The 17,732-nt window shown below is 54.1% G+C and carries 12 protein-coding genes; 2 read left to right on the top strand and 10 right to left on the bottom strand.

All coding sequences use genetic code 11. From position 1 onward, the window contains the following. Window positions 1-58 precede the first annotated feature (58 nt). Window positions 59-3,325 carry an S-layer homology domain-containing protein gene (locus K2F33_RS07940; RefSeq protein ID WP_263881373.1) on the bottom strand — a complete coding sequence of 1,089 codons (3,267 nt, stop codon included), beginning with the start codon at window positions 3,323-3,325 and terminating at the stop codon, window positions 59-61. Between the two features lie 463 nt (window positions 3,326-3,788). Beyond that, entirely contained in the window at window positions 3,789-4,760 is a 972-nt protein-coding gene (locus tag K2F33_RS07935; protein ID WP_076173215.1) for an acetylxylan esterase, read from the bottom strand. A gap of 293 nt (window positions 4,761-5,053) precedes the next feature. On the opposite strand from K2F33_RS07935, the gene udk reads away from it, so the two are divergent. Then, window positions 5,054-5,689 (top strand): uridine kinase, encoded by a 636-nt coding sequence (gene udk, locus K2F33_RS07930; protein WP_076173077.1) that lies wholly within the window; start codon window positions 5,054-5,056, stop codon window positions 5,687-5,689. A gap of 196 nt (window positions 5,690-5,885) precedes the next feature. On the opposite strand, the gene K2F33_RS07925 is transcribed toward udk, so the two are convergent. Together K2F33_RS07925 and K2F33_RS07920 are read right to left on the bottom strand one after the other, a co-directional pair. Continuing rightward, a complete protein-coding gene (locus K2F33_RS07925; protein ID WP_263881372.1) occupies window positions 5,886-6,800 on the bottom strand; it encodes a polysaccharide deacetylase family protein in 915 nt (304 codons plus the stop codon). Next, window positions 6,772-8,094 (bottom strand): MFS transporter, encoded by a 1,323-nt coding sequence (locus K2F33_RS07920; RefSeq protein ID WP_263881371.1) that lies wholly within the window; start codon window positions 8,092-8,094, stop codon window positions 6,772-6,774. Before K2F33_RS07920 ends, K2F33_RS07925 begins: the two co-directional genes overlap by 29 nt. A 244-nt stretch (window positions 8,095-8,338) precedes the next feature. Between K2F33_RS07920 and K2F33_RS07915 the strand changes: the two genes are divergently transcribed. Then, a complete protein-coding gene (locus K2F33_RS07915; RefSeq protein ID WP_089549330.1) occupies window positions 8,339-8,623 on the top strand; it encodes a hypothetical protein in 285 nt (94 codons plus the stop codon). A gap of 179 nt (window positions 8,624-8,802) precedes the next feature. On the opposite strand, the gene K2F33_RS07910 is transcribed toward K2F33_RS07915, so the two are convergent. The 6 genes from K2F33_RS07910 to zwf form a co-directional block, all read right to left on the bottom strand. Next, complete coding sequence (locus K2F33_RS07910; RefSeq protein WP_263881370.1) at window positions 8,803-11,010, bottom strand: ABC transporter ATP-binding protein; 2,208 nt, start codon at window positions 11,008-11,010, stop codon at window positions 8,803-8,805. Between the two features lie 41 nt (window positions 11,011-11,051). Continuing rightward, complete coding sequence (locus K2F33_RS07905) at window positions 11,052-11,615, bottom strand: DUF1854 domain-containing protein (RefSeq protein WP_089549332.1); 564 nt, start codon at window positions 11,613-11,615, stop codon at window positions 11,052-11,054. Further along, on the bottom strand, window positions 11,612-13,906 hold the full coding sequence (locus K2F33_RS07900; RefSeq protein WP_263881369.1) for an ABC transporter ATP-binding protein: 2,295 nt from the start codon (window positions 13,904-13,906) through the stop codon (window positions 11,612-11,614). Before K2F33_RS07900 ends, K2F33_RS07905 begins: the two co-directional genes overlap by 4 nt. Window positions 13,907-14,233: 327 nt before the next feature. Continuing rightward, window positions 14,234-14,899: a fructose-6-phosphate aldolase gene (gene fsa / locus K2F33_RS07895; RefSeq protein ID WP_076173083.1), complete on the bottom strand. Its 666-nt coding sequence runs from the start codon at window positions 14,897-14,899 to the stop codon at window positions 14,234-14,236. 232 nt (window positions 14,900-15,131) lie between these two features. Beyond that, window positions 15,132-16,025, bottom strand: coding sequence for a phosphogluconate dehydrogenase (NAD(+)-dependent, decarboxylating) (gene gnd, locus K2F33_RS07890; protein WP_076173084.1), 894 nt, complete (start codon window positions 16,023-16,025; stop codon window positions 15,132-15,134). A 76-nt stretch (window positions 16,026-16,101) separates the two neighbouring features. Then, window positions 16,102-17,604 (bottom strand): glucose-6-phosphate dehydrogenase, encoded by a 1,503-nt coding sequence (gene zwf, locus K2F33_RS07885; RefSeq protein ID WP_116233160.1) that lies wholly within the window; start codon window positions 17,602-17,604, stop codon window positions 16,102-16,104. Window positions 17,605-17,732 lie beyond the last annotated feature (128 nt).

Here is a 17,732-nt window from a genome sequence, read left to right as displayed (position 1 = left end):
AAAAGCTGCCGGGATATTCCCGGCAGCTGCCTCTGCATGTTCTATAGTGTTAATACGATCAGATGAGGCCTGACTTCTCCAGCAAACGCTGAAGGATCTCGGCCGTTTCCGCTCGGGTGATCTCTTTTTTCGGCTGCAGCTGAGCGCCAAAGCCGTTCAAGAGCTCGTTCTGAGCCGCTTCGGCCACGGCCTGAGCCGCCCAGCCCGACACAGCCTGGCTGTCTGTAAATGCGGACAATGCTTGGCTTAAGCCTTCCTGATCGGCACCGGATTTCAAGCGGGCCAGCTTACCGGCCCGGTTGAACATGACCAGCGCCTCCTCACGGGTGATCGTATGACCGGGACGGAACGTGCCGTCGCTGTAACCGTTCACGATACCGTATCTTTGGGCGAGCGTGACGGCCTCCGTATACCAGTCGCCCGGCTTCACATCGGCATAGCTGCTTGATTGGCCTCCGCCGGCAAGCCCTAACGCGCGGACCAGAATGGCCGCAAATTCTGCGCGGGTAGTCGTATGGTCAGGATTGAATCGACCATCCCCCGTTCCCTGCAAAATCAAGCGGGACGCGAGGTTTTGTACGACTTCTTGGATATGCCCGCTTACATCGCTGAAGCTTGTGCTGTAGCCAACCAAGGCGAACGTACCGCCGGTTAGGCTGCTCACGACCGCACTGCGGCTGCCGTTCTCTCCGGTCAACCGGGTAGGCACCGGATGCACGGTTCCGTTCTCGTCCAGCATGACCCCCGTGGACACCATACCTTCACCTGCTGCCGGAATCGGCAGGACGTGCTGCACATAAGTGCTGTACGGGCTAACGTTCAAGGTTTGACCCTGGAACGAAGCGGCAATCCGGAAATCGACCGGTCCGGTCACCAGCTGCAGCCCCATCTTTTGGGCGGCTGCCTGCAGCTGTGCTGCCTTTGCCGCTTCATACCCGGCGATGGTGATCTGGACGTTCATGCCCGTAACATCACCTGAAGCCTGGAAGAGCCGGGTTAGTCTTGACGTGCTGATCTCAGAAACCGGAATCTGATAACTTCCGTTTGCGGTTTGGATGACCAGCTGACTGGCGCCGTTTTCCAGAGCCCTCAGCGATTCTGCTGTCAGCCCCACCGTCGTTGTATTTGCCGCCTGCATGACCGGAATGGTGACGGATTGCCCCGGCCCGGCCTGGCTCAGCATGGCCTGCAGCTTCGGCGAATCAAGGACCGCCGTTACGGACGTCTGCCCGTTATTGGTAGAAGCCGTCGTTTGAAGCACACCATCGTAAGACTTACCATTCACCACGACCGGCGAAGGAACGCTGGCAGCCGAATTTCCCGTAGACGCTGGCGTGGTTGAGCCGCCAGTGCTGCTGCCGCCGTTATTCGATCCGCCGCTGCCGCCCGAGCTATTGTTGCCACCGTTACTTCCACCGCCCTTAGATCCGCCGTTATTGCCGGAGCCATGATCCCCTCCGCCGGAGCCGCCATCTCCACCGGAGCCGTTATCTCCTCCTCCGCCGTTTCCGTTATCGCCACCGCCACCCGGAGGAGTTACCGGCGCCCATACCGCATAGAGCGTTATATTTTCCGAGCCGACCGAAATGGTGTCGCCTTCCTTATACAGCGTGCCGCTTCCGTCCGAATGCCGGCTCCATCCGGCAAAATCGTACCCATCCTTCTTAAGGCCGCCGGCGTTCCCCTGAACGGTTACGCTATCCTCAGTACCATAAGCTTGCCCGTCCACAGGGACTACGCCTTCTGTGCTGCCATTACCGTTGTAGGTCACTGTGTACTGGCCGGGACCCGGATCGGAGGGATTCTCGTCCGAGACCGTTACCGGACTGAAGCGAATCGCCTGGTTGCTTTCGATCATGGACATGCGATGCGAATAGAGGAGGTAATTTAGGGACAAGCCCCGAGCGGCTTGAATGCCGATCGTCGAAGCCTCGCCGTCATCGTATTCACCGTTTTCTATCGTGATGTTCGGATACTGATATTGCACGTCCCCATTTTCGAATAGAATCGCCTGGAACGTAATCGGGGCATCGGCGTTATAAAAATACATATTGTTCCATTGGACGATAAACTTCCGGTCCCCTTCCTCCCCGATCGTTTTCGTTAGGATTTTGGAGTTTGGGTCGGTAGTATTCAGCCTCAGACCGGATACATAGGCCTGCAGAGCAGGCGGTGCATCTACATCTGGATAATTCTCTGGACCCGGGGTGGAATAATTGTCAAAATAAATTCCTCCGTTGATATCGATCCAGATCTGGCCATGCTTTTTCCCATAGAACGGAAATTCGAACGGAAGTTCGACCTCCTTGGACGTATTGTAGGTTTGCCCGCCAAAATCGACCGCCTGTCCATCGTCCGCATTCAAGCTGTCGTCCATCCCATTCAGTTGTTCTACGGTGTACGGGACAAGAGGATCAGCGTCTACTTCAAAGTAAGTATGGATCTGGTTGCCCTCGAGCAGCGTTTTACTTGGGAAACGGTTCACCCCGGTAACCGGCTTCACCAGAGCCGATCCATAAGGGTCACCGTCAACTGAGGCCTCCACAAGGTAAGGTCCGCCCTTCGGCAGGTTTACCTTATAATGGACCATGTGTGTTTCTTCATCGTATTTAAATCCTTCATCGCCTTCGCCTACGGAGGTCCCGAGGCTGTCTATGCTCGCCACCAGCACTCTCAGGTCGTCCACCGATCCGGGTGCAGCAGGGATATCCCCTTCGACGGTCGCCATTGGGCTCCACGTATAATCGACGCTGTCCACAACCTCTTCGCTGTTTTCATTGCCGGGAGCCGCCGCCACACTTGTGCTATCCTCTTGGGGTACATCGGTGCTAATCGATTCGATACCGATTCCAGGCAAACCCCCAGGCTCCCCGGAGTTCCCGGGAATCGGATCGCCTTGCCCCGCATCTCCGGTTTCACTTTCGCCGCTTTCACTTCCGCCAGTGCCGCCAGAGTCGTCAGGGGATGCTCCATCCCCTTCCGAACCGCTGCCGTTCATTTTAATCGTCTCCACCCGGAATGTAATTGGACGCGGGTCATCCAGATCAACGTGCGGAATCCAGGGATTTTCGTACGGATTAATGGAAATGACGAAAGGCTCATTCGGCGGGTTCTCGCTGGTCTCCTCGTGCAAAAGGTCTTCCTGATCGCTATAGGAGCTAACCCTCAGCTTGTATCCCTCGCCATAATCGTTGTCACTAACATAAAAAACAAACGGGTCCTCCTGCGGCTCCACTGCAATTTCGGCAAATGCCGCCACCGGGTACAGCTGCTGCAGGCAGAACATAAGCACGGCTCCCAGACTTAGCTTTCTTAATCGGTGCATTTCCTATCTCTCCTTGCTCTTTCAGATATGAAAATTGTCCCAACCCCAAGCCAGAATGAGTCTTTCCGTCTAGGTCTTTTGAATCGGGATCAAAAAAGGCATCCCTATCGTAGCAAGGCAAACAGGCACCAACAATTAACGAAAGTTAACTGGGCCGCCAAAATTCGATATTTTTTCTATCCGGTCGTACCCCCATTCTAAAAACTATCCATTTCCGTAACCCGTACCATTAAACAGACGCAAAAAGGCATTCCCTGGCCGATGTTTAGCCTCAAGGAATGCCTTTGATTAAGGAGCATGTAGGTTAGAAAAAGGAGTGCAGAAAAGTCCGCTCAATGACAGCCGGTTGTCGAACGATGCCATGCATCCGATCACAGCAACGCCGGAATGAAACGCAGCCTTTTTTACAGCCTAAGAGCTAGCCAATCAATCCACCGCTATCATCTGCGGCTATGATACGCGACTATTCCTGCTGGAGCCCCTTCATAAACTGCACGATCTTGTCGTTCAGGCCAGGGAGACCTTCGTGGCCGAAATCCGGATAGATTTCAAGCTTCACAGGCGACTTCATTTTGTTAATGGCGGCGAACTGGGTCGATGGCGGGCAGATCGTGTCCATCAGTCCTACGCCAACCATGACATCGGCCTCAATGCGCGAAGCCAGGTTCTGAATGTCAATATAGCCAAGCTTGGTGAAAATTTCGTCTTCGCGCTGATGCTGCGGGTCGAACTTGCGGAAATAGGTACGGAGTTCCTCGTACGCATGAACGCTGAGATCCATTTCCCATACCCGCTTATAATCGCTCAGGAACGGATATACCGGGGCCGCTTTCTTGATTCTTGGCTCCAGCGCGGCGCACGCAATCGTCAGTGCTCCGCCCTGCGACCAGCCCGTCGCCCCCACGCGGTCTGCGTCGACCTCCGGGAAGCCCATCACGATCGCCGCCAGCTGTGCGGTGTCCAGGAACACGTCACGGAAAAGCAGCTTGTGCGGGTCCTTGTCGCTTAGGCCGCGGATAATATGTCCATGGTGCGTGTTGCCGACCACACCGCCCTTATCCTCGGACAAGCCGCCTTGACCGCGGACGTCCAGCGATGCGATGGAGAAGCCCATCGCCGGGTAGACCATTTTATCCATCCAATCCCCGCTGTCTCCCGTATAACCGTGAAATTGCAGCACGGCCGGGTGAGGCTGGGCAGCCCCTTTTGGCCGGGCATACTTGGCATGAATTCTCGCGCCGTTCACCCCGGTGAAATACAGCGAAAAGCATTCGGCAAACGGCACTTCAAAATCCGCTGGAACGAGTTCCACCTGCGAATCAACAGCCCGCATTTCTTCCAGTGCCTGCGACCAGTATGTATCAAAATCATCCGGCTTCGGATTTCTTCCTTCATACTGCTTCAACTGGGACAGCGGCATATCTACGAGTGGCACAATCATCAACCTTTCTTTGTTTACAAAGTCAATTTAGTCATTTTTAATCTTACTTACATTCGCCCGTTACCGTTTTATTTCCTGCCCGTGCCTGCAACCAAAAAGAAGCTATCCTCGACAAGTTTTGCTAACCCATCCTTAACAAGTTTTTTCCACTTGCGCTCGCCTTGCTCACTCAACTACCTTACCATTTTTCTCATAACCCCGATAAGGTGAAAAAAAGCAGCAGCTGTGCTACAATACTTGGGTTATAGTTGCAGGTGGCAATTCATTTAGGGGGTACACGACTCGTCATGCTTATTATTGGTATCGCCGGCGGCACTGGCTCCGGCAAAACGACGGTGGCCCGTTCGGTCATCGATCGTCTCGGTTCGGGAAAGGTCACCTTCATTTCCCAGGACAATTATTACAAGGACAACCCTCATCTTAGCCTGGCGGAACGGGAGCTGATCAACTATGATCATCCGTTCGCCTTTGATAATGAACTACTTATCGAGCATTTGTGCCAGTTAAAAGAAGGCCAAACCGCTTACGCGCCGGTGTACGACTTTACCGTTCACGCCCGCTCCTCGGTCGACAAGGTGGAGCTGACGCCGAACAATATCGTCATCATCGAAGGCCTTCACGTCCTCTCGGACGAGAAGCTTCGCGAGATGCTCGACATCAAGGTGTTCGTCGACACCGATCCGGACGTCCGCATTCTGCGCCGCGTCCTGCGCGACATTGAGGAACGCGGACGCAGCATCCAGTCGATTCACCAGCAGTACCTGGCGACGGTAAAGCCGATGCATGAGGCCTTTATCGAGCCGTCCAAAAAATACGCCGACCTCATCATTCCCGAAGGCGGCGAAAACGAGGTCGGCATTCAGCTGCTGTCGATCCTGACGGAGAAGTTCCTGACGGGCGACCGGAACTGGTCGGACATCTAAACTCGGCTTAAGCGGTTTATAGAACCGTTGATTCTCATCGGGCAGCGAACAATAAACCGGACAAGCCAATACAGCCCTTCGCAATCGTGTGCGAAGGGCTGTTTTTTATACATATGAAAGAATTCATATTTATGCCGAAAAATCGAAGCCTTAGCCTCTCCGTACAACCGGCAGCCGTGCCCTCTAATCCGCCGCCCTATTTCCGCGTCAGCTCCCGGATCAGCCGGAAAGCCGACCTGAAGCGCGGCCGTCTCAGATGCTCATGGACATAGCCGTAATGGGTCAGCTCCACGCCGGCATCCTTCAAGCCGTACGCAAAGTCGTCATCAAAGGACAGCCGGAACTCCCACACCCGCTTCTCCCACTGCGGAATGTTGGCCAGCATCCACACATCCTCCGCGCCGGGATGAATGTAGGTCTCTGATACCCCTTCCGGCAGGGCGTACAGCTTGGCGATGATCGACCGTTTGAAGCTGTCATACGTTTCCCCTTCCACCAATCCGAAGGGATGGGACAGCAGATAGTCGGGGATCGGCACCCCGAAGGTGTCCGCCAGCGCCGCTGCTTTGGCTACCGGGCGTTCAATGCCGCTCAGCGAACGAAGGAGCGGGTCATCAGGGTGGATGTAGCGGAAAAAGCGGGAAGGCAGACCCCAGCGTGAAATTTTCCAAAAGGTCTGGGGCAGCAGGCTGCGCCCCGTCTCCATGCCGTACAGGCTGCCCATGTGGTTGTCGACATGGCTGATTCGGATGCCGGCCTGCTTGACCCGTTCATACTGGGCGTCGATCTCCTTCACGACGGCGCCTGTCTCTGCACCCAGCTCAAATTCCCTGACCGTCCGGTACTGCTTGCCTTCGGCGTCATGCAGCGACGGGTGCCCGGTCAGACTGCTCCAGCGCAGGGCGTCGAACTCGCTCGTCAGGGTCAGGTGCAGCCCCACATTAGGCTGCTGCCGGCGCGCAGCCCAGTCGGCCGCCTCTTCAAAACCGGGCGCCACCGCCATGATCGTCGCCGAGGAGACCTTGCCCTCCTCGAGCAGATGCATGATGGCCCGGTTCATCGCCGGGCTCTGCCCGAAATCGTCACAGTTGATGATGAGCCTCTTGGCCATGCTTCACCTCTCCTTTCCCCGTCATATGAAAATCAAACCGGGCTATAAAAGATATCACAACCGATACGACCAATAAGCATAACGGCACGACACTGATCAGGTAACGAAACGTCGCTTCCGGATTCGATCCCGGATTGTCACCGCTTTCATAACCAAAAATCAGGCCGACCACGTAAAAAGCCAACGCCGAAATCAGCCCGCTTGACCGGGTAATGAACCCGCTGACTGCCGTATAAATGCCCTCGCGCCGCCGTCCGGTCCGCTCCGCATCCTCGTCGATAATACGTCCGCTGACCATCGCCGGCGTGACGAGGAAACCGGCCAAACCAAAACCTACCGCAATGCCGGCCGCCACGCCGCTCACCAGGTTGTAGCCGAACCAGAGCGGAATGACCGACAGACCGTACAGGATGAGCGACAGCCGCCAGGCTTTCACGCCGTCCATCCGGCGGACGATCCAGTACCATACGCCCACGAGCGGAATGACCGATACAAACACGGCCGCCAGCAGAATCGACACCTGGCCCTCCGAAATCCGCAGCACGTATTTGGCGTAGAACGGGATCATGGAGCTAACCAGCCCGTTTACGGTTTGGGCGAACGAGTTCGATACGTTGAAGATCCAAAACTTCTTGTTGCTGAGCGTTTCCTTAAAGGCGGCTCCAAGCTTCATCGGTTCCGCGTTGCCAGGGTCCCGCTGCTCCCGCACGCTAAGCATGCAGATGAGCATGCAGATGCCGAACACGAAAGCATACACGATCGCCATATTGGAGAAGTTGATCGCCGCGTAAATGATAGGCGTCAGGGCAGTGGCGATGAGAAGGGCCAGTACCTGATAGCCCTGCTGGATGGCGGAGGCTTTGGCCCGGATTCGGTCGCCGCGGAACAGCTCGGGAAACAGCGCCCCGTAGTTGACCCACAGAACGGTCGCCACCGCCTCATACAGCACCAGCGTCACCAGAAACCAGGTGAACAGCCCGTTTTGCGATAATCCTCCCGGCGGGGAGAAGACCAACACGAAGGTAAGCATAAACAGCGGAATGGAGGCAAATACCCACGGCCTGCGCCGGCCGTAGCGCGTTTCGGTCCGGTCCGACCAATAGCCGAACAGCGGATTGTTCACCGCATCCCAGATCAGGAAAATGGTTCTGGCGAGCGTGGCGAGCCCGACGCCGAGTCCCAGCTTTTCCACGTAAAAATAGCTGTAAAACGAACTGAATGCCTGACTCGGAACCATCATCGCAAACATCCCCAGCGCAAAGGCGTACGGCGAATTTACCCATCGGCGCGCCATGTGTATTCCTCCCCTACGAGAATAGGCTTCCTGGCCTAAGGCCTTACTGAAATACTATTCAACAAATGGATGATTTTACCTTTGTGATTCAGTGAAAAACCATTTTTTAACCAACCCTTCGGATGTTAAAGCGTTCTATTCATAAGCTATAATTTGGACCAGCAGGTCGTCCTATGCTTTGTCGCCATGCAGTTCACCTATGACAAGCAAAAAATAAGACAATGAACTACCAGGAGGGATACCAATGGCATTAGTCGTCGGAGCGATCATCGTACTCGCTGCGTTAAGCTTAGCCTTTGAACTCAGCAGGGGGAAATCGGCGAAAAGAAAATACATGGTGTGGGGAATCACGACGATGCTGCCGATCGCATTTGTATTTTCGTGGCTCGTTGCGTTGATATACGGGGACTGGATCGCCCATGACGGGTTCGCCGCCATCGGCCTCATGATGCTCCTGATCCCGCTGTTCTTTTTGACCGGGGTGATTCTTTTGCTGATCGGTCTCTTTATGAAGGAGAAACAAAGCTAGATAACTAGCTGTTATCCTTCCTCATTCGGATACATTTGCAATAAGCATAATTGCCAAGACATCCCGTACTAAAACAAAAATACTCCGGCTCTACGTGGTAGAGTCGGAGTGCGATGAACAACTATACATTTTCCACAAACATCAATCTCGGCCCCCCGGCGCAGCCATCCCCCGCCGGTCTACCCCACCGCCTCGGCCTTCTTGGACATGTTGCGCTGCGCGGTGATGAGGTTGTAGTAGATCCCTCTTTTAGCCACAAGCTCGGCGTGCGTGCCGACTTCGGCGATCTCGCCCTTGTCGAGGACGATCAGCCGGTCGGCATGCCGCAGCGTAGACAGGCGATGCGCGATTGCCAGCGTCGTCCGGTTGCGCGTGACCCGCTGCAGCGCCTCCTGGATGGCGCTCTCCGTATCGATATCAAGCGAGGCCGTCGCCTCGTCGAGGATCAGGATCCGCGGGTCGTTCAGCACCGCCCGGGCAATCGCCAGCCGCTGCCGCTCTCCGCCGGACAGGTTGCCGCCGTTCTCCTCCAGGCGTGTATCATAGCCGTCCGGCAGGCGCAGGATAAAATCATGCGCATTGGCGATCTTCGCCGCCTCGAGCACTTCCTCGTACGTCGCTTCCGGCTTCGAGTACCGGATATTGTCCAGAATCGTGCCGCTGAACAGAAATGTCTCCTGCAGCACGACGCCAATCTGCGAGCGCAGATGCGCCTGCTCGATCCGGCGGATGTCCACTCCGTCGATAAGGATCTCGCCTTCATTTACGTCATAGAACCGGGAAACGAGGTTGATCAGCGTCGACTTCCCTGACCCGGAATGCCCAACCAGGCCGATCATTTCCCCCGGCTTGATCTCCACATTAATTTCCTTCAGTACTGGCTCATACGATTTGTAGCCGAATATCACATTCCGGAACGTAATCGTTCCCTGAATCGAATGCTTGACGGACGCCTCGGAGTCCATTACCTCCGGCTGCTCATCGATCACCGAGAAGATTCGGTCCACCGAAATAATGGCATTAGACAGCCATCGCGGCATAAACATCAGCCACGCGATCGGACCGTATATCATCCCTGCGTAGCCGCTGAACTGCACCAGCTCCCCAAGGGACATCTGCTTGCCGAGAATCATATTGCATCCGATGAGGAGCACGAGATACTGCCCCATCTGGATCAAATAGTTCGAGATCGGCGACAGGATACTGAATACTTTCTCGGTCTGGATAGTCGCCGCAGCAAACTCGGCATTGTACTGTTTGAACCGCTTCACCTCGCGCTCCTCTTTGCCGAACGCCTTGACGACGCGGATCCCGCTTAGCACGTCATGCAGGAAGGAGTTCGCCTTGTCGTACACCCTCCACTGCTTGCGGAACAGCTTCCACAGCACGCCTTTCCAAATGTACCGCTGGATGTAGGCGACGAGCGGCGCCGGCAGCAGCACAACGCAAGCCAGGCGCCAATCGGCTGAGAAGAGCAGCACGCTCGCCGACACGAGAATAATGAGCTGAAAGACAGCCGTCGTAAACAGCTCCTGGACCAGATTGCGGATCCGGTCCGTATCCGAGGTGACCCGGTTCATGATGTCCCCGGCCCGCTGCGTGGTCAGAAATCCGAGGGACAAGCTCTGAATCCGCTCATAGACCAGCTTGCGCAGGTCGGCCGCGATTTGCGAGCTGACCCCCGCCATGATCCGCCCTTTGATGATGCCGAGCCCCTCTCCGCCGACGAGGACGAAGAGCAGGCCGAGAATGGCCCAGATGAACACGGGAACGCTCGGTGATTGGCCGGGAGGCGGCTGCAGCGAGGAATTCACCAGCAGCTTTTGAAAGTAAGGGCCGGCCATCGATATGGCGGAAGCCGCCAATGTCACTGCAAGCCCGATCGCGAACGTTTTTTTGTGATTCATCGCCACCGAGACCAGCCGCTTGAAAGCAGCTGCCTTGTTCATGCACTTCGGGCACACCCTCGTTCCCGGAATGAGCGAACCGCCGCAGCTGGCGCAGACCGGCTCCTCCTCATCGTTGTATATGCGGATTGTCCGCTGCCTCGACAGATCGTTCAAAATCTGGGCGATATAACCGTACCTCGCCGCGTGCTTCATGGACAGCCTCGTAAGAATAAATTTGGTGCCGGCCTCGTCCCCTTCCAGCACGGCGCTGCCGATCAGCGGCACCACCTTGTATTCCTTCGCGTCGGTAATCAGACGGCTGTCGACCACACGGCCCTCCAGCAGCAGGGCCCATTTCTGCTCTCCAATTACGAAATAACCTTCCGTCCGCTGCCCGCCCAGCGTCAAATCGACAGGCACGCAGTAACGGATATGCTCCCCCACAGCCTGCGAGGCGACCTCCAGCTCGCGCTCCGGCAGTGTAAAATTAAGGTTCATGAATACCTCCGTCCTTGTATCGACAGGCGTCGAAGTTCAACCTACATGCATACCTCAACCATCTTGTATTCCTTGTCGCTCAGTCGGTCCAGATGCGGGATGATAAACCGGTTGCCATCCACATCCACGATCAGCAGCCGGTTTGCGGTCATCAGTTTGACGCTCCCGCCGCCGCCGCGAACCGTGAAGCGGCAGCGCCCCGATGTGGTTTCCGCATCCCAATACGAATATCCGAACTCCTCTTTGACGGAGAGAACCTTCGAGATTTCAGGGGCAAAATACCGCAGCTCCACCTGCTCCTCCAGCATCCGCTGCGTTTTCTCCGGGAACTCGTCCAGGGAGCGGATCATCCCGATCTCCTCATTCTCGACGGTTCGAATCGATAGGTAGATCCGCTTATTCGTATGCGGAAAAGAGCAGTGCACGTACACTCCGGCGTGCTCCTTGCCCCCCGCCTTCACGTTCAGCATATGGCCTTCCGTCAGGGTAAACACTGTATCGCCCGGGGACAAATAACGGATTTGTGCCGCCTCCGCGAGGCCGGGGCTGCTCCCGCCGTCCTCGGGCCGGAGAATCTCGCTAACACTTACATCCTTAAGCGTCATGCCGTAATCACCTCATTCATCTTCAGCGCCTCGTCATGCTTTTTGACCAGGTCGTAATAAGCCCCTTCCTTCACCAGCAGCTGTTCATGCGTTCCTTCCTCCACGATCTTGCCTTGCTCCAGCACGACCAGATAGTCGGCGTTTCTTAACGTGGACAAGCGGTGCGCAATCGCAATCGTCGTTCTTCCCTTGATCAGCGTATCGAGCGCCTCCTGGATTTGCAGTTCGGTCTTCGTATCGAGCGAGGCGGTGGCCTCATCCAGAATCAGTATTTTCGGATTGTGCAAAATGGCCCGGGCAATGCTGAGCCGCTGCTTCTCTCCCCCGGACAGGTTATGCCCTCCGGTCCCGACAATGGTATCGTAGCCGTCCGGCAGCTTCTCGATGAAGTCGTGTGCGCCGGCCACTTTGGCAGCGTGAATCAAGTCGGCCAAGGTGCAGTCCGGATCGGCATAGGCGATATTTTCCGCGATGCTTCCGGACATGACATAGACGTCCTGGGATACGATGCCGATATGCGTCCGGAGGGACGCCATGGACACATCCTTGATCGGGATACCGTCGATCCGGATCTCTCCTTCATTGACGTCATACAGCCTCGGAATCAGGTTGACCAGCGTCGACTTCCCGGCCCCCGAGTGCCCGACGACGCCAATCATTTGACCGGGCCTTGCATGCAGCGACACCCCTTTCAGGATCGCCTTGTTCGGCTCGTAGCCGAAGGTGACGTTCGATATGCGGATTTCGCCCTGCATTTCCGTAAGCTGCATCGCGTTCGGCTTTTCCACCACGTCGGGCACCGCGTCATGGATTTCAAAAATCCGCTGTGCCGCGGACATACAGTAGGACCACCAGTTCATAATATTGTTCATAAACTGGATCGGACCGTACAACAGGAGCATGTAGTTCATGAAGGTCATCACTTTACCGAACGTAAAATCCCCCTGCATGACCTTCCAGCCGCCAAAGGCCCAAATGAGAATGCCGCCAATCTGCGTCAGAATGTTCAATACGGGAAACAAGGTTACGCCCATTTTGTTAAAAGACTGCTCCGCATCGGAAAAAGCCCCGCTGGCCCGCTGAAAACGGGCATTCTCCATCTGCTCCTTCCCGAATGCCTTCACCACCCGCGTGCCGCGGATCGTGTCGCTGATGATGGCATTCATCGCGCTGACACGCTTATGCCGCCTGATGGACAGCCTCCACAGCTTGGGAAATACTTTGCGGACGAGCAGGAACACGAAGGGGAGAGGAAGCAGGCACAGCAGGGTCAGCTTCCAATCCATGATCAGCAGAACGGTGACGATTCCGATGATATTCATGGCATTGACCACGAAATACGAAATGCCGTCAACGAAAAAATACTGCAGTTCGGTCGCATCATTGTTGATGCGGGTCATCAGCTGCCCCGTCTGCTTCTTCTCAAAGAAGCTTAAGGAAAGCCGCTGCATGGCATGGAACACGCTCGACTTCAGGTCAAAGGCAATATTCGCCGCCATCTTGGCGTTGATGACGCCGAAGATGACCCCAAACAACAGCGAGAGCGTCCGGAACACGATAATAAGTGCGATGACCAGCCCGATTTGGCCTGCGAACGTGCCTTTGCCGCCCAAGGCCTGGTCGAACAGCAGCGTACCTTGAAAATAAGGAATGACCAATCCCGCCGCCGAGTTCAGCAGCATAAACAGCACGATCCAGAACATTGAAACTTTATACTTGCCCGCAAAGGACAGCAGCCTGCCGAAGACGGCGTGCTTCTTCATACATTTGGGGCAAACTTGGCGCCCCTCTTCGGGGTAGATCATACCGCATTTCGGGCATGTGGCCCGCTCCTGGTCGTCCCGCAGCTCTTCCGGACCGAGCTCTTCGCTTTTCTTCAGCTTCTCAAAAATTTTGGCCAGCCTGGCTGCGCTCCGCATGCCGCCGTTCGTGAACGCGGCAACGGCCCTCTCCTCCGGTGCCTTGATGACGACCATGCCGGAGGCTACCAGATTGACGATGCTCAGCGATTCGATGTCCCGAATCTTCAGCGCCTCCAGCTCCCAGTCGGCCTCTTTTTCCGGGGAAAGCCCTTTCAATGGATTGTTTGCCGCATACCCGCTGTATGTCTTCTCCCGCGCTGGCGCCTGGTCATGGGATAAGATCAACAGCTCCTCACGGGTCAAAAGTACATACGTATCCCTGAACCCGTTCTCCAGGGCCCGGTCGCACAGCAGCCAGCAGAGCACGCTTTCACTTGCCACGCCGTGCTGCGCCAATGCGTTCATGATTGCCTTTGGAAGTGTATCCATGAGTCCTCCAAATTCTGTTGTCTTTTCAGTCGTCTTATTAGGTACGAAATATCATACACCCTTTACCCCTCCCAAGAAAGGGAAAATTTACTTATCACAAAAATTTTACACACTGAATTTTGGGCAACACCAGCTCCCTTCGGTTTACACGATTGCTAAATTCCCCATACTAGCGGGAGTTTGCACCGGTTTTGATTCAGATCCTTTAGCGCAGGCCTATTGAGCACATCCATTTCTATAAGCTAAAAAGGCCCCCCTCCGCCGCGGCCCGGCAGGAAGGAAGCCTTTTTATCCTAATATATACTTATTCAGCTGCTCTGCTGAATATTACTTCGTTGCGTTTTTCCAGTCGGCAGCAAATTTCTCGATGCCTTGATCTGTCAACGGGTGTTTTACCAGTTGAGCGATGACGCTGAATGGAACGGTAGCAATATGCGCACCGGCCATCGCTACGCGGGTTACGTGGTCTGGATGGCGAACCGAAGCAGCGATGATTTGAGTGTCCAGGTTATGAACGCGGAACAGCTCAGCGATTTTGGCTACGAGCAGCACGCCGTCTTCCGAGATGTCGTCCAGGCGGCCCAGGAATGGGGATACATACGTTGCGCCTGCGCGTGCAGCCAGCAGAGCCTGGTTCACGGTGAAGATCAGGGTTACGTTCGTTTTTACGCCTTTTTTCGTCAGGTAACGGCAAGCTTCAAGACCAGCAAGCGTCATTGGCAGCTTGATCGTGATGTTCTTGTCTCCGCCGTTGATTTTGATCAGTTCATCGGCTTGCGCGATCATATCTTCCGCAGTTTCCGCATCCGGAGTAACTTCTGCCGATACGGATTCCACTTCAGGAACAGCCTTCAAAATTTCTTCGATGCGGTCTTCGAACTTCACGCCTTCTTTGGCAACCAGAGAAGGGTTTGTCGTCACGCCGGAAAGAACGCCGATTTTATATGCTTTTTTAATGTCGTCCAGGTTTGCAGTGTCGATGAAAAATTTCATGATTTCACTACCTCCACTTATTTTTTCTTTTATATAAGTTGAACCATTAAAATGGATAATGGGGCAAGTACGCAAAATGTTCCTACGATCGCTCTTGTTTTCGGATTTCTTGATTGTAACAGAGCCCATTTAAGGTAGAAATCCGAAAGCCAAATACGAACGCTTCGCTTCTTCGGAATCCTTTTACTCCCTTGCCTGCATCCTATTCATTAGTTCAACTTATTTATTTAGATTAGTTCTTGACTACAGCATGGCCGCCAAATTCGTTACGGAGCGCGGCAACTACTTTACCTGTGAACGTATCGTTCTCCAGGGAACGGTAACGCATCAGCAGGGACAAAGCGATAACCGGTGTAGCGGTCTGCAGGTCAAGAGCTGTTTCCACAGTCCATTTACCTTCGCCGGAAGATTGCATAATTCCTTTAATTTCGTCCAAGTTCGCGTCTTTGGCAAAGGCTTTTTCCGTCAATTCCATCAGCCAGGAACGGATAACGGAGCCGTTGTTCCATACGCGGGCCACTTTTTCGTAGTCAAAATCGAAATCGCTCTTCTCCAATACTTCAAAGCCTTCGCCGATAGCAGCCATAAAGCCGTATTCGACGCCGTTATGCACCATTTTCAGGAAGTGGCCGCTGCCGGATTTGCCAGCATACAGATAGCCGTTCTCTACAGCGGTGTCCTTGAAGATCGGTTCAACGATGTCCCATGCTTCCTGATCTCCGCCGACCATGTAGCAAGCGCCGTTACGAGCGCCTTCCATACCGCCGGAAGTACCTACGTCGAGGTAGCTTACGCCGAATTCCTTCATTTGATTGTATCTTTCAATCGACTCTTTGTAGTGCGAGTTGCCGGCTTCGATCACGATGTCGCCTTTGGACAACAGTGGTTTCAGCTCGTCAAGAACCGAGTCTACAACGGAGTGAGGCACCATGATCCACACGATTCTTGGCGTTTCCAGCTTGGACACAAGCTCTTTGATGCTTGCAGCGCCTTCGGCGCCTTTGCTCTTCATGTCTTCAACAGCGGCTGTGTTCAAATCGAACGCAACGACGCTGTGATTATGATCCATCAAATTTTGTCCCAAATTCAAACCCATTTTGCCTAATCCAATCAATCCGACTTTCATTATAATTCCCTCCACACCATGCATTTTCTCTATTTTTGTTTATTGAAACCTTTACCAGTATGGTTTACAACCTGGATCAAGATTGACCCACAAGTACCTTCTCTTCTTCTTTCACAACTTCAGGCTCTGTATCCAGCCACCATTTGAAGCCGTCCTCGGCCAGCAGCTGGTCAGATGCTTCAGGTCCGTTCGAACCTGCAGGATACTGATGAAGCGGAACGCTGTCCTCCTCGAAAGCATCCAGAATCGGCTGCACGTACTGCCAGGACAATTCGACTTCATCCCAATGGGCAAAGAACGTGGAATCCCCGCGAACCGCATCGAAAATCAGGTTTTCGTAAGCTTCCGGTACGTCCTTTCCATTTTCATGGAAGTGAATGCGCATCGGCTCCAGCTTGGAATCGTTCCGCGGATTCTTTTTGTTCAATTGCATAAAGATGCCTTCGTTCGGATTGATTTCAATCACGAGAAGATTCGGATCGTTGGTGGTATTTTGTCCCTTCAACGGCTCCTTAAATTCAATGACGATCCGCGTAGATTTTTCCTTCATTCTCTTGCCTGTGCGAATATAGAACGGAACGTCGCTCCAGAAGTAGTTATCGATCCAGAGGCGCGTAGCGATAAACGTATCGTTCTTCGAGCCCGCAGGAACGCCAGGCTCATCGAGATAACCGGGAACCGGCTTTCCTTGCATTTGCCCGGCGGCATATTGGCCGCGAATCACGTTCTTCGCGATATCTTCCTTCTGCAGCGGACGAAGGGACTGCATAACGTTCTTCTTCTTCATGCGGACTTCGTTCGCATCGCCTCTGCCTGGAAGACGCATACTAACCATCATCAGCACTTGCAGCAAATGGTTCTGCACCATATCGCGGATTGCGCCCGAGTTGTCGTAGTATCCAGCTCTCTCTTCTACGCCGACGGTCTCACTTGCCGTAATTTGGACGTTGGCAATGTGATGGTTGGACCACAGCGCTTTGAGAATCGGGTTGGAAGACTCGAGGATTTCCAGGTTTTGCACCATCGGCTTACCGAGGTAGTGGTCGATGCGGTACACTTCGCTTTCATCAAACGCTTTGCTCAGCTGCTCGTTCAAATGGCGCGCAGACTGCAGGTCGTGTCCGAAAGGCTTTTCGATAATCAGACGTTTCCATCCGCTTGTCGAACCAAGTCCGCTGTCTTTAATATTTAAGGCGATCACGTCAAAAAACTCCGGCGCCACCGAGAGATAAAACATGCGATTCTGAGGAATGTTCAATTCCTGTTCACGCGACTCTACTAGGCTCCGCAGCTTATGGTAATCCTCCACTTGATTGGCATCAAGGACGGTATACCGGATCGTTTGGAGAAAAGCTTCCAAAGCGGCCGGATCGTTTACGGTTCTTCTTGAAAAAGTTTGCAGCGATTTCGCTACGTTTTGCTGAAAATCTGCACTAGATTGTTCTCTGCGGCCCAAGGCGATAATCGAGAACGCTTCAGGCATCTTTTTATCTATAAACAGATTGTAGAGTGCAGGGTATATTTTTCTCTTTGCCAGGTCCCCTGTTCCTCCAAACAAGACAAATGTCATGTTGTCCACGTATGACTCCTCCATTCCATTCCCACCAAAAACCATGCGCATGCTGGCAGATAAATCCGTTGCAACAAGGTTACTTTTAATAACCTGTTGAATTCACATTGGCAATCATAAACCCATTTAAGCGATTA

Origin of the sequence: Paenibacillus sp. PSB04 (assembly GCF_025809195.1) — a bacterium.
Lineage (GTDB): Bacteria > Bacillota > Bacilli > Paenibacillales > Paenibacillaceae > Paenibacillus_AQ > Paenibacillus_AQ favisporus.
Note: the sequence above shows the minus strand (reverse complement) of the source record. Positions and strands in the feature narration are given on the sequence as shown.

Coding starts and splice junctions, on each gene's coding strand:
- K2F33_RS07925 (WP_263881372.1), bottom strand. CDS start 6,800: ATGGCCAAGAGGCTCATCATCAACTGTGACGATTTCGGGCAGAGCCCG.
- K2F33_RS07905 (WP_089549332.1), bottom strand. CDS start 11,615: ATGACGCTTAAGGATGTAAGTGTTAGCGAGATTCTCCGGCCCGAGGAC.
- K2F33_RS07920 (WP_263881371.1), bottom strand. CDS start 8,094: ATGGCGCGCCGATGGGTAAATTCGCCGTACGCCTTTGCGCTGGGGATG.
- K2F33_RS07915 (WP_089549330.1), top strand. CDS start 8,339: ATGGCATTAGTCGTCGGAGCGATCATCGTACTCGCTGCGTTAAGCTTA.
- gnd (WP_076173084.1), bottom strand. CDS start 16,025: ATGAAAGTCGGATTGATTGGATTAGGCAAAATGGGTTTGAATTTGGGA.
- K2F33_RS07940 (WP_263881373.1), bottom strand. CDS start 3,325: ATGCACCGATTAAGAAAGCTAAGTCTGGGAGCCGTGCTTATGTTCTGC.
- K2F33_RS07900 (WP_263881369.1), bottom strand. CDS start 13,906: ATGGATACACTTCCAAAGGCAATCATGAACGCATTGGCGCAGCACGGC.
- fsa (WP_076173083.1), bottom strand. CDS start 14,899: ATGAAATTTTTCATCGACACTGCAAACCTGGACGACATTAAAAAAGCA.
- K2F33_RS07910 (WP_263881370.1), bottom strand. CDS start 11,010: ATGAACCTTAATTTTACACTGCCGGAGCGCGAGCTGGAGGTCGCCTCG.
- udk (WP_076173077.1), top strand. CDS start 5,054: ATGCTTATTATTGGTATCGCCGGCGGCACTGGCTCCGGCAAAACGACG.